The organism is Vasconcelosia minhoensis LEGE 07310, assembly GCF_015207255.1.
Taxonomy (GTDB): Bacteria; Cyanobacteriota; Cyanobacteriia; order Phormidesmidales; family Phormidesmidaceae; genus Vasconcelosia; species Vasconcelosia minhoensis.
Map to the genome: position 1 here is coordinate 1 of NZ_JADEXG010000034.1, position 13131 is coordinate 13131.

Below are 13131 nucleotides of genomic sequence, written 5' to 3' on the forward strand. Positions count from 1 at the left end.
CAGGAGCTTGGCAATTTCGCTGACATGAGCTTGCAGCTGCTGGTTTTGCTCGGGGGTCATGGCATCTATTCTCTGCGTCCTACTCCTCTATAGTGGTTTTTCTCTCGCTAAATGATGACGCACTCCCACTATCGTTCCTAGCAGTTTCATCGCCCTGCTTGCCTCGAAAAACTAAAAGCGTATCAATATAAAGACTCCTATCTTCAAGAATGGTATCTCTTTCTTCCAAAACCTCTTCTATCTCTAGCAGTACAGGCGGGGTGTGATTATCTAGCTGGGGCTGCGTTATCTCTCCGGAGTAGTTAGTCGCGTATGGTTGCGATGCCCCTGGTCGCTGACCTGCGCTCAGCACCGTAAAGGCAGTCAAGCCCACCAGCTTTGCCAGATCACGCATAGATATACTCCAGTCCTGTAATGCAATTAGCATATAGTGCTAGGTGGGGCGAAGTTATTCAGGTTTATGTAAATTTTATGAAAAAGGAGTAGTTAAAGCCCCAGCGCTTCTGCTTATGGCCATTATCGACCACGATCGCTTATTCAAAGAGCTGCTCTCGACCTTCTTCGTCGAATTTCTGGCCCTGTTTCTGCCAGAGATGATGCAGTACCTCGAACCCGAGTCCGTCACCTTCCTTGACAAAGAAGTCTTCACCGACGTCACCGCAGGTAGCCGCTACGAAACCGACCTGCTCGCCCAGGTGCAGTTCCAGGGTCAGCCTTCCTTCTTTCTGATTCATGTCGAGAATCAGGCGACTGCCCAGGCCGAGTTCGGCAAGCGGATGTTTCGCTACTTCGCCCGGCTCTACGAAAAGTATGACTATCCCGTCTATCCCATCGTCGTCTTTTCCTACGACCAGCCCAGAGCACCCGCCCCTAGCGAGTTCACAGTTGCGTTCCCAGACTTCGCCGTCCTCAGCTTCAGCTACCGGGTGATTCAGCTCAACCAGCTGCACTGGCGCGACTTTCTCAGCCAGCCCAACCCGGTCGCCACTGCCCTGATGGCCAAGATGCAGATTGCCCCAGCAGAGCGTCCCCGAGTCAAGGCAGAATGTCTGCGTCTTTTGGTCACGCTAAGGCTAGACCCGGCTCGGATGCAGCTGATTTCTGGGTTCGTCGATACTTATCTGAAACTGACGCCAGAGGAGGAGACAGCGTTTACCCTAGAAGTAGGTCAAATTGAACCGGCAGCACAGGAGCAGGTGATGGAGATTGTAACCAGCTGGATGGAAAGGGGCATTGAGCAGGGCCTAGAGCGGGGCCGCCGAGAAGGTGAGCTGAGGCTTTTACTGCGGCTGTTGAGCCGGATAGTCGGGACGCCGTCGCCAGCAGTCGAAGCCAGAATCAGAGGGCTGACCGAAGCCCAAATTGAGCAGTTGACCGACCGTCTGCCGACGTTGAGCAGCTTAGATGAGCTAGCGGGCTGGCTCGACGAATTGGAAGCATCATAGGGCATTAGGGGAGTGCGCTTTCCTGAGCAATAGGATACGTGAGGTGCAGGAGTCCTAAATTTTGTGGATGCCAAGGCTGAGCCATCATGCTGCAACACCCTTAACCCCGCCCCGCATTAAACCCCGCCCCGCATTAAAATGACGGGGCTAACCAGTTCAAACCCGCTAAAGGGGTTAAAGCCAACGCAACGGTTGCGAACCATCCAGCCACTCCCAGTCCCTTCAGCGGACTTCCCTCCATCAGCGCTGGGTTTTCAACCCGGCGCGGGGTCGCGCCACCCATCCCAACCCTACAGGCCATTGCCGATCAGAATAAACGGTGCTCAGTGGTAGGGATGCGCTAGGGCTGAGCAACCCTGCTGCAACCCTGCCCAACACCGCCCCGCATTAAAATGACGGGGCTAACCAGTGCAAACCCACTAAAAGGGGTTAAAGCCAACGCAGCGGCTGCCACCCATCCATCCACCCCCAGTCCCTTCAGCGGACTTGCTCTCAATTAGCGCCGGGTTTTCAACCCGGCGCGGGGGCGCGCCACCCACTACAGCCCATTGCCAATCAGAATAAACGGCGCCCAATAGTAAGGATGATTCAGGCTGCCCGCCTGAATCCTCGGCTCCCCCGTCTCCGTATCGAGCACCTGTATGCCCGCCCCTCGCGGCGCGCCGACCATTGTCAGGTCGTTTGCAATCAGCGCCTGCTGGGCTAGCCGCAGCGCCTCAGACTTGGCATGGCCGTTACTTAGGGCGATGTAGAAGGCATTCATCAGCGCCTGGGTGCCACCATCATCCACCTGCCACAGCGAGGAGACCACCGCCTTTGCGCCCCGGCTTTGGAACTGATAGCCCAGCCCCAGAATCTGCTCACCGTTGTTATCAAAGCCGCCCAGCCCGGTCTCGCAGGCGCTGAGGACGACCAGGTCCACGTTTGCTAGCTGCCAGCTGGCGATATCTCTCAGGTTTTGGGTTTCGCCATTGCCAAAGAGAATAAACGACTCGCTGGGGTCGCCGGGCACAAAGGCGGCATGGGTGGCAAAGTGCAGGATGTTGAAGCTGGCAATCTCATTCTCGACCGTTTCTAGATTAAAGTCGGTGTCGAAGAAAGACGTGATGTTCGAGAGGGTATCACTCAGCAGCTCGACCTCTTGACCGGCAAAGGGCAGGCCGCTGTAGCTGGTTCCCAGGACGGCATATTCGCCGGTGACAAAGGCTCCGGCTAGGACCCGGGGGTCATTCTGCGGCAGCGTGTCGAGCTTGGTCAGCGAGCGGGCAGTGATGTTGTTGACGCGAAAGCGCTCGGCCAGCCACTGGTTGCCGTCGTGCAGGGCGGCTAGGGGTATGTAGCGCAGCGCTCCGTCGGGGGAGTAGATGATCGTGTCAACCCCGGCAGCGGCGAGGTCGGCTTCGAGCGGCTCTATCAGCCAGGCATAAAGCTGCTGGGCCGGAGCTGTGGCATCGCTAGTTGGGTTTTGCAGGGCCTGACGAAACTCGGTGATGGCGGCATTCAGCTCGGCCCGCCCGACGCCTTCGACGGTGCGGCGCAGGGGTTCTGAGGTGGCGGTGGTGATGACTAGCTCGATGCGGTCATCTAGAATCAGCGGGTAGAGCAGGGCAGCATTGAGGTTGGCCAGTTTATCGCGCAGGCCGGAGAGGTCTTCCAGGTTGACCGCCTGAGTCAGCTCAGGGCGGCTGAGCTGGTCGAGCAGGGCCTGGATGTCGGCGCTGGCGACGAAGTCGTTGAACTGAGTCGCTAGCTCTCTTTGCAGGTCAATCAGTTCCACGCGGCGGGCTTCTTCTTCTTCGGTGAGGGTGCCATTTTCTCTCTTAGCGTTGAGGGTGGCGAGCTCCTGGCCCAACTCGATCGCGGGTTCCTGAGCAGCCTGGTAGCGGGCGAGGATGGTTTGCTCGGGCTGCAAGTATTCGACGCCGCTGGCGGTTTCAGCATTGCCGCGGACGGTTTGCAGGTAGTCATCGAGCTCTTGCACTTTGAGCAGGTCGAGGACGCGCTGGGCTTCGAGGATGCGGTCTTGCTGGAGCAGCAGGTCGGCGAGAGTGCGGTAGGTGTCAGATATCGATTCAGCATAGGTACTCTGAAGGTCGGAATCAAGGGTGCGGATGCCATCGCGAATAGATTCGTAGGTGTTGACGGACTGCTTCAGGAAGACTATGGCGAGTTCCGGCTGCTGTTGATTGGATAGAACCTGGCTAATGTTGCCTAACGTAATGGCACTTGTACTACGGTCGCCAACCTCTTGAAGGATAGGTAAGGCTTTTTCATAATAGTCGAGAGCCTGGCTATAGTCACCTAGGCTATAGTAGATGCTGCCAATGTTGTTGAGCTTAGTACCTTCGCCGCTGCGGTCACCGATTTCCTGACTAATGGCTAGGGCTTGTTGGTAGTAGCCGAGGGCTTGGCTATCGTCCCCTAGATTGGAGTAGACAATGCCAATATTGTTGAGGGTTATGCTTTCACCGCTGCGGTCACCGATTTCCTGACTGATGTTTAAGGCTTGTTGGTAGTAGTCGAGGGCTTGGCTGTCATCCCCTAGATTGGAGTAGACAATGCCAATGCTGTTGAGGGTTGTGCTTTCACCGCTACGGTTGCCGATTTCCTGACTGATGTTTAAGGCTTGTTGGTAGTAGTCGAGGGCTTGGCTGTCATCCCCTAGATTGGAGTAGATGTTCCCAATATTGCTGAATATCGTACCTTCGCCGCTGCGGTCACCGATTTCCTGACTAATGTTTAAGGCTTGTTGGTAGTAGTCGAGCGCCTGGCTATAGTCTCCTAGACTATCATAGATAGAGCCAATATTGTTGAGGGTTGTGCCTTCGCCTCTTTGGTAGCCGATTCTTTGACTAATGTTTAAGGCTTGTTGGTAGTAGTCGAGCGCCTGGCTATAGTCTCCTAGACTATCATAGATAGAGCCAATATTGTTGAGGGTTGAACCTTCACCTCTTTGGTAGCCGATTTCCTGAACGATAGTTAAGGCTTGCCGGAAGTATTTAAGGGCCTGACTATAGTCCCCTAAACTAGAGTAGACATTGCCAATATTATTGAGGGTTGTGCCTTCGCCACGAAGATCGCCAATTTCTTGACGGATGCTTAGGGCTTGTTGATAGTAATCGAGAGCTTGGCTATAGTCACTAAATTTATCATAGATTCTAGCAATGTTGTTGAGGTTTGTGCCTTCGAGGCTGCGGTTACCGATTCTTTGATTAATGGTTAAGGCTTGTTGGTAGTAGTCCAGGGCTTGACTATAGTTCCCTAAACTAGAGTAGATAAAGCCAATATTGTTGAGGGTTATGCCTTCGCCACGAAGATGGCTAATTTCTTGACGGATGGCCAGAGCCTGCTGGTAGTAGTCGAGCGCCTGGTTATAGTCCCCTATAATGGAGTAGACATTGCCAATGTTGTTGAGGGTTGTGCCTTCGCCACGGCGGTCACCGATTTCTTGACGGATAGCCAGAGCTTGTTGATAGTAGTCCAGGGCTTCTGGATAGTCCGAACGATTATAGGCGGCTACACCCTGCTGGTTTAGCTGGGCTGCCTCTGTCTGTCTAAGATCTGTCTCAGTCCCGATTTGAGCAGTGAGCTGATAACTGCCAGCTTGCCCAGGAGGGGCTGCTGCTCCTATAATATAGCGTCCTGCCTCTGGTAAAATTACCGTGAGCTTCGAATTGCTACTTTCACCACTGTCATCGTTTCTGGCAATTAGCTCATTATCGCTATTTAACAAAAACAATAATGTATCGAATTCCTCGCTTTCCAAAGTTATAGAAACGATTTGCCCTGCGCTTCCTTCAAAGATGTATGTATCGAATAAAGCGCCACTATCGGTACTATGATCTCCCTCTTCCAAAACTCCATTCTGCTCGAATGGAATTTGAAGTTGCTCATCAGGTGCTTGTTTCTGACGAGATAAGCGGCTGATGGCGTTACTAAACTCAGCAGAGCGAAACTCTAGTTTCCAGCTGTGGCCTATTTCATCACTTCCTAGTAATTCAGGCTGCCACTGCTGCCGCTGTTCTAAACTCAGAAGCCGTTCACCCTCTACCATCCGCTGGGCAGCATAACCCGCCTCAGCCGTCAGCACCGATAGCAGTGCAGCCAGCGACAGTCCAAACGATTTGATCATTTTCCTAGACACTAAACCGAGGTCTACAAACCAACATTGCCTACTTCAGAGCCATCGGTAGGCAACCTACATTATTTTCCGCTCAAATCAGGCGGGCGCTAACCCACCGTCACTATGACATCCAGCCTCCCCTAAACTCAATCCTCTTTACCTAAACTTCTCAACCGCCATCGCCACTGCTTCCACCGCAGCCGTCGCATTCACCAGCCCGCGACCGTAGTAATAAGCCTCCGGCGAAATCGGGTCTAGCTCGCCCTCAATACCAGAAGGCCTCACCGTAGGAATCGCTAGTGTCGTGCCAAAGCCAACCTCGGCCTGGACCCGATATTGATTGGCGTCCGCCTGAGTCAGGGTGAGCGGGGCATAGCTCGCCGTCTCTTGCAAAATCGTCGTCAGCTGCTCGCGACTGAGCTGGCGGTCTGGGTCCTGCCCCTTCATCAGCGCCAAGACGCCCGAAACCGCCGGGGCCGAAAAAGACGTCCCCTGGACGCTCACATACTGCCCTATCGGGTCCAGCGCCAGCCCCCAGGGTTCCTCAGGCCGAGCGATGCCAGTCCAAAAGCCCTCTACCCAGGTACCGCCCGTCGTTAAAATGCCTTCCCTCAGCCGTCGGGCGACTTCACCTCCAGGAGCCACCAGATCTAGCCCGGCCCCATAGCTGCTGTAGGCAGTGCGATTGCCCTCCAGATTCGTCGCCCCCACCGCAATCACCCCCGGTATCGCCGCCGGGAAGCCCACGCCATCCAGGCTATCGTTACCCGCAGAAGCGACAATCACCAGATCAGGATGCCGGTCGAGCACGGCAAACATCTGATCGGTTAGCCCCCAGTTCGGCAGCAGCGAGCCCAGGCTGAGGTTAATCACATCCACCTCCCGGGCTGCCGCATAGCCCACTGCTTCAATCAGGGCCGCCGGAGTAATCTCGCCGCCCAGGCCAAATACCCGCACGGGTAAAAATTCAGCCTCGGGGGCAACCCCGACGATGCCCTGACCATTTTGCGGCTGGGCCGCAATCACGCCAGCCGTCCAAGTGCCATGAAACTGGCTCGAAGCATAGCTTTGAAAAGTACGGCGGAGGGCATCGGCCCGCTGCTCTGCTGTGGCATTGGGATATCTGTCTTGCAGATTTTGGTCTCGTCGGGGATAGGCCGCCAGCAGAGCAGCGTCTGAGAGCACAAAAGAATTTTGAAAATAAGGCCGGACAAAATCCAGCTCGGCATTGCTGATGCGGGTGTCCGGGTCGCCCAGGGTGCAGCTGTCGGGGTCGCCTTTGGCGCAGGTGAGATCGGTATTAGAGAAATCCCAGCCGCTGACTTCGCCCGGCAGAGGATCTTCAACCGTCGCTGGCAGCGTATAAACCGTATTCGCCAGGTCAGGATGGTCCCACTGGATCAGGCTATCGATTACCGCTACCACCACCTCCTCACCGCTGTGACCCTGCTCCCAGGCTTCCACCGCGCGGATATCGGTGCGCCGATAGGGCCGAGGCCGCAGCGGCTGGCTATTCAGGTGCCACTGCAGCGGCAGCAGCGAGCCCGGGTATGGGGTCGTCTCAGCGGAGCCGCTGAGCACCTGCTGCAAGTCAATCTCCGCCGCTGGCTCCGCCCCTAACACATCGGGCACCGCCACCCGGTAGGGCAGCGACTGGACAAAGTTCGGCGTCGCCGACTGAATGCCCGGTACCGCCGTCAGCTGGTTGGCCGCGTCTAGGACGGCCTCTCCTGCTATATTGCGCCCCCGAACCAGATAGCGGCCCTCGGTGAAGCGCAGGGGCCGGATCAGCTCCAGGTTGTACTGAGCTATGAGCGATCGCGCCTGCCCTTCTGTCGTATTCGGCTCAAAGCTGACCACAATTTCCGGCGTCACCACAATCGAGTCCTCCGCCTCCGGTCGGCTCAGCACCGGCAGCGTTGCGGCGATGTAGGGCTGCTCTAGCTGCGGTCCTAGCCGCGCTGCCGGGCTGCGGGTGCCCTCAGGCAGTTCAATCAGCGCATAGCGATTGCCCAGGGGCCGCACTTCAACCCCCGCCGCGGGCTGATCGTGCAGACCGCCGCGGGTGCCCTGAGTGGCCGCTTGCAGATCCCGCTGCAGCCGCAGATAGGCGGGTTCCTGTTCGCCGCGCGTCAGCGATGGGTTTGGGCTAAATTCAACCGCGATCTGGTTCGTCCGCTCGACCAGAGGAATCCGCTGATCGTAAAAGGTGTAGTACAGATCACCCTCATCGGCAGCAGTCTGGGCCATCGCCACGGTGCGATCAAGGGGATAGCGCACCAGGTCAATCAGCCCCACCAGGCATCCGACAGTCAGCAGAGACCAGGGCAGTAAGCGCTTCAGCATAGAGATGGACTCCTCAGAAAGTGAGTTTATAGCTCTATTTTTCTACAGCTTGGGAACTTATTCACCGGGTCAGGCGCGATCGCGGATCTCGCTCCCCATTCGCAGGGCTGCGCCACTGGTCCAACTGAATAAGTTCAGCCAAGCGAGAACTACAGTCCTACAGTAGAGAGGGCATCAGCTACTCCTCCTATGACATAGGTCTGTTTAACTAGGGCGGATGGAAAGCGATGGAAAAATTATGACAGGATAAAGAGCCGACTATTGTAGATATTGAAGATTCTGTAGAGCAGCCGTGAACAGAGAAAGAAGAGTCGTCTATAAGCTACTTTTGGGAGTTAACTCTGAGTAAATTAGGGCTAGCTACCAAAATTTAGAAACAGCATCAACCAGGCTATCCAGGTTTTTTTATCCCAGCCTTGCCCTTGGCTTTCAGTCCACAAGAACCAGTCCTAGATGAGGGCTTTTGGAGCGGGTTGAGTCTCCGATGCTCACCGGAGAACAATTCCCATTTTTTTAACTTTCGTAACCCCACTTAATCTACTTGTCCGTGAAAACTTATGCCCCCATTAGTGACTCGAGCCTACCGCAAAGGGTCGGCAAAGTTTGCCTATCAACTCAGCCGCTTAAGCTATCGTAGGTGCTTGCCTCAGCTCCAACCGACCGAGCAGAGCCTGGTCAATCAGCTTAACCAAACTGGGGTGGCCGTCACCCCTATTGATCGGCTAGACCTGCCGCTCAATCCGATGATGGGCTATCAGGCCGAGCAGCTCTGTGCTCAGCTTGCCGCTCGGCCAACGATGCCCACCGATGCCAGTCAGCAGCGCTCTTGCCTCAGCCATACGACAGCGGCCAGCCCCCTCGACATTGCTAACCGCTTTCCGGCTGTCTTTAGCTGGGGGTTTCAGCCTAGCCTAATGCGGATTGCCGATGCTTACCTACAGGTTCCTGCCTGCTGCACGGCCTACTCGTTTCGACGAGACTTTGCCGCCGCTCAAACGTTTTCCCAGGCCCAGATTGGCACCCGATACTGGCACTACGACGGTGAAGACCATCGCCTACTGAGGATGATTGTCTACCTCCACGATGTCGATAGCAGCGGCGGCCCCTTTGAATATCTTGAGCCAGCCGACTCGCCACCCTACGCCCAGTTTGCGGCAATCGACTATAAAGTGACGGATGCGGTGCTTAAACCCATCGTTCCGCAGGCGCGCTGGCAAACCTGCACCGGCAAGGCCGGTACTCTAATCCTGGCTGACCTCGCCCGCGTCTTTCACCACGGCACTATTCCCCAGCGCGATCGCTTTGCCATGTTTTACTCTTTTGTCAGTCGCTGGCCCACCCAGAAGGAGAGCTGTCGCCGAGCCCTTAGGGCGGACCGGCTGGATGTTCTTAAGCAGGCCCTCCCCCCTCACCTACATTATCGACTGGGCTGTACTTACTTTTAAAGTTCGGTAAAATTCGAGGCATTGTTTGTCAGCAAGTGCGATTTGACCTCAAGGGAGCGCAAATTTTCATTACGCGGCTGCAGTTGACCGGCCAGGACGTGATATACAGTGATGTAGGAGTTTGACAACAATTTGGGGGAAACGATGCAAAAACCCGTTCTGGCTGCAACAACACTGCTGCTGTCTTTTAGTGCGATCATCGCCGCACCCAATCCAATGGCAAAAGCGGCAACCCGCATTCAGTTTCCCTCGGGCAGCTATTGCGGCTCCTATTCAGGAGACTTTTCGGGCGGTAGAGAGTTCGTTCTGGGCCTCGGTAGAGGCCAAACTTTAACCTCTCGCAATACCGGCGGCGGTACTCAATATGCTATTTATGTTTCTGGGCCAACCGGAAACCTCAGTGGCCAACGAGCATCAGAAGGTCAGATCAACTACTACATTCCAGCCTCTGGCGATTACTACATCTATGTAGAATCCAGCATTGACTACAGCGCAATCGAGTTCTGCGCCTTCTAAGTTCCACTGATTAAAGTCTAAAATCAACGTTTAATTTTCCGCTGTGCCGGGACTGATACAGGCCGCTGGAGCCTGGGGGTTCCGGCAAATTTGCGTCGATAGCCCTCTCCTAGCGACTCTGGCAGCCGCGATCGCGCGGCGAACGTTTCATGCCCGGAACCGCTAGCCGTGAATAAGTCTAGCTCATCAAGAAATATAGGTTGGAGGCGGTCATCACTGCCAATAATCGCAACTTTACGATGAGTTATAAACTATGGCTTTTTCGGCATCTTTCAACTTAGACAATCTGGACGGCAGCAACGGCTTTACCATCAATGGCATTGACCTGGGTGATAACTTAGGTTTCTCAGCCAGCGACGCAGGAGATTTCAATGGAGACGGTATCGCCGATATCATCATTGGGGCTCCCTCCGCCGATCCCAACGGTACCAGCGTTGCGGGTGAGAGCTATGTGATATTCGGAGGTGCTGGCGTAGGCAGCAGCGGCAGCTTTGACCTTGCTTCCCTGAACGGCAATAATGGCTTTGTTCTAAACGGCATTGATGCTCGTGACCTATCTGGCTTTTCAGTTAGCGAAGCGGGAGACTTCAACAACGACGGTTTTGATGATGTCATCATCGGCGCTCCCAATGCTGACGCTCTCCCCTTTGCGGGTGAGAGCTACGTCGTTTATGGCGGCCCTAACCAGGGCTTTGGCGGTAGCCTCGACCTGGCGAATCTCGATGGCGGCAATGGCTTTGTTATTTTCGGGGTTGATAACAATGACCGCTCAGGGCTCTCGGTTAGCAGTGCTGGCGATGTCAATGGCGACGGCATTGGCGATCTGATTATCGGCGCTCCTGAAGCGAGCCCCAACGGCTTTAGCTCTGGTCAAAGCTTCGTCCTCCTTGGCGGCAGTGGGATTGGCAGCGACGGTAGCTTTAACCTAGCGAATCTAGATGGCAGCAACGGGTTTGCCATCAATGGCATCGACCAGTTTGCTGACCGTTCCGGCAGATCGGTCAGCGGGGCTGGGGATGTCAACGGTGACGGCTTCGATGACCTGATTATGGGTGCCCCGGGGGCCGATCCCAATGATGTCGCGAACGCGGGCGAGAGCTATGTCGTCTTTGGCGGCCCCAACGTCGGCAGCAGCGGTAGCCTTGAGCTGGCTAACTTGAACGGCGGCAACGGGTTTGTCCTCAACGGCTTTAGCCGCAATAATCCCGCAGGCGAAACAGTTAGCGGCATTGGCGATATCAACAATGACGGCATAGAGGACATCATTGTTACCTCTCCCTCCGCTGACCCCAATGGAGTTAGCGGCGCTGGCCAGAGCTACGTGGTATTTGGCAACCCTGATGTCGGCAGCAGCGGCAGCATCGAGCTGGCTAACTTGAACGGCAGCAATGGGTTTGTCATCAATGGAATCCGCAGCTTTACCGGTTCAGGCAAAACGGCCAGCGGGGCTGGGGACATCAACAAAGACGGCGTTGATGACCTCATCGTGGGTTCGACCAATGATAATGGCAGCTACGTTATCTATGGCCGCAGCGACATCGGCAGCGGCGGTCGCTTTAATCTTGCCGACCTGAACGGCGATAACGGCTTCTTTGTTTTTAGAGACCCTCCGAGCTTTCCGGGTCGCGTCGTGAGCGGCATTGGAGACTTCAATAACGATGGGATAGACGATCTGATTACGGCTAACCCCAACGCTGGCGGCCAGGAAGGTAGAAGCTACATCGTCTTTGGTCAGGGTTCCGGTCCGGGTCAGGACAACAATGCGCCTTTAGCGGTCGATGATGCCTTCACCACCAATGAAGATGAGGCAGTCAGCGAGAATGTGCTGACCAACGATAGCGACCCCGACAGAGATCCCCTCAGCGCGACCCTCCTCAGCGGCGTCAGCAATGGCGACCTCAGCTTTAGCAGCGACGGCAGCTTTACCTATAGGCCTAACCCTAACTTTAACGGTAGCGATCGCTTTACCTATGAAGTCAGCGATGGTGCGCTCACCGATACAGCCACGGTTTCTGTCAGCGTCGGCGCGGTCAATGACGCTCCCGTTGCGGTAAACGATCAGGTCAGCACCGCAGTAGATACCGCAGTAGCCATTGACGTACTCGACAACGATACCGATGCCGATGGGGACGCTTTGAGCGTTACCGCTGTCGGTGAGGCAGCCAATGGCAGCGCTGCGATTAACGGCGATGGCACCGTGACCTATACCCCGAATGCGGGTTTCCGTGGCGACGATCGCTTCACCTATACGGTCAGCGACGGCGACCTGACGGATATGGGAACTGTTGCTGTCTCAGTTCTCCCTGACGCTAAGGGTGAACCCACTATCGACGTTCAGCAGCGGGTTGATGCCGATGGGGATGGCCTTTTTGCCAATCGCGAAGCCGCAGTCGCAGGAGGCTTGGTCACCTTTCAAACTGAAATTACCAACACGGGTGCGGTCGCCGTTACCCTAGACGAAATTGGGGACAGCGCTTTCAGTATTGCTGGCTTAGCCAGTTTAATTGGCACAACGATTGCCGCTGGAGAGTCAGTGATCGGCACGTACCAAGCGATGCTGCCGAACCCTGGAGCGACTACGGTAGGTACCGCAGATGCAGATACCCTTGAGGGTCAGCTGCTGACTCAGACGAGTCAGGTGACCGTAACGGCTTCCGATGTGAACAGCAACCGTGCAACGGCTTCAGGCAGCGCTTTTATTGAGGTGGCCCTAAATGACCTAATCGCCGGTGCCCTTGGGGATGACACCATCCTGGGTGGGGCCGGTGACGATGTGATCAGGGGCGATCGCAATTCCCGCAGCGCCCAGGTGGGCGAACCGGGCGGTAACGACATCATCTTTGGCGGTGCGGGCAATGATCGTATCGGCGGCAAGTCCGGCAATGATACTTTGTTCGGCGAGGCTGGCGATGACGCCATCTGGGGTGACGACGGCGACGACCTGCTGCGCGGTGGCCTCGGCAACGATCGGCTCGTCGGCGATAACTTCTCCGGCGGCAGCGGTAGCGACACCTTTGTCCTAGCCGCGGGTGAGGGCACCGACTTAATTCTAGATTTTGAATTGGGCAGAGATCTAATCGGGCTGGCTGACGGCCTGAGCTTAGGTGCTTTGACCTTTGAAGGGAGCAGCATCCTTTTTGAGGATGAAACCCTAGCGGTGCTTCAAGGCGTCAACGCTTCTAGCCTGACTGAAACTAGCTTTGTCACCGTCTAGTTGCCATGGGGCCTAGTCGAGGGGGACGCGATCGCGTCCCCC

General features: G+C 55.7%; 7 protein-coding genes. 4 read left to right on the forward strand and 3 right to left on the reverse strand.

All coding sequences use genetic code 11. The features are described 5' to 3' along the window. Nucleotides 1-79: 79 nt before the first annotated feature. The gene (locus tag IQ241_RS14510; RefSeq protein ID WP_193908397.1) at nt 80-394 is read right to left on the reverse strand and encodes a hypothetical protein; all 315 of its coding nucleotides are present in this window, start codon (nt 392-394) and stop codon (nt 80-82) included. 121 nt (nt 395-515) lie between these two features. Between IQ241_RS14510 and IQ241_RS14515 the strand changes: the two genes are divergently transcribed. Further along, a complete protein-coding gene (locus IQ241_RS14515; RefSeq protein ID WP_193908483.1) occupies nt 516-1445 on the forward strand; it encodes a DUF4351 domain-containing protein in 930 nt (309 codons plus the stop codon). A gap of 538 nt (nt 1446-1983) precedes the next feature. Here the strand turns inward: IQ241_RS14515 and IQ241_RS14520 are convergent. Then, complete coding sequence (locus IQ241_RS14520; protein WP_193908399.1) at nt 1984-5577, reverse strand: tetratricopeptide repeat protein; 3594 nt, start codon at nt 5575-5577, stop codon at nt 1984-1986. Between the two features lie 147 nt (nt 5578-5724). Next, nucleotides 5725-7914: a S8 family peptidase gene (locus IQ241_RS14525; protein WP_228021732.1), complete on the reverse strand. Its 2190-nt coding sequence runs from the start codon at nt 7912-7914 to the stop codon at nt 5725-5727. 557 nt (nt 7915-8471) lie between these two features. Between IQ241_RS14525 and IQ241_RS14530 the strand changes: the two genes are divergently transcribed. From IQ241_RS14530 to IQ241_RS14540, 3 genes are all read left to right on the forward strand, one after another. Next, a complete protein-coding gene (locus IQ241_RS14530) occupies nt 8472-9359 on the forward strand; it encodes a phytanoyl-CoA dioxygenase family protein (protein WP_193908401.1) in 888 nt (295 codons plus the stop codon). Between the two features lie 144 nt (nt 9360-9503). Then, complete coding sequence (locus tag IQ241_RS14535) at nt 9504-9875, forward strand: hypothetical protein (protein ID WP_193908403.1); 372 nt, start codon at nt 9504-9506, stop codon at nt 9873-9875. 253 nt (nt 9876-10128) lie between these two features. Next, a complete protein-coding gene (locus tag IQ241_RS14540) occupies nt 10129-13089 on the forward strand; it encodes an Ig-like domain-containing protein (RefSeq protein ID WP_193908405.1) in 2961 nt (986 codons plus the stop codon). Nucleotides 13090-13131: the final 42 nt, after the last annotated feature.

What these genes read in the sequence shown, in the direction of transcription:
- IQ241_RS14540 (WP_193908405.1), top strand. Translation starts at nt 10,129, where the DNA reads ATGGCTTTTTCGGCATCTTTCAACTTAGACAATCTGGACGGCAGCAAC.
- IQ241_RS14520 (WP_193908399.1), bottom strand. Translation starts at nt 5,577, where the DNA reads ATGATCAAATCGTTTGGACTGTCGCTGGCTGCACTGCTATCGGTGCTG.
- IQ241_RS14530 (WP_193908401.1), top strand. Translation starts at nt 8,472, where the DNA reads ATGCCCCCATTAGTGACTCGAGCCTACCGCAAAGGGTCGGCAAAGTTT.
- IQ241_RS14535 (WP_193908403.1), top strand. Translation starts at nt 9,504, where the DNA reads ATGCAAAAACCCGTTCTGGCTGCAACAACACTGCTGCTGTCTTTTAGT.
- IQ241_RS14525 (WP_228021732.1), bottom strand. Translation starts at nt 7,914, where the DNA reads ATGCTGAAGCGCTTACTGCCCTGGTCTCTGCTGACTGTCGGATGCCTG.
- IQ241_RS14510 (WP_193908397.1), bottom strand. Translation starts at nt 394, where the DNA reads ATGCGTGATCTGGCAAAGCTGGTGGGCTTGACTGCCTTTACGGTGCTG.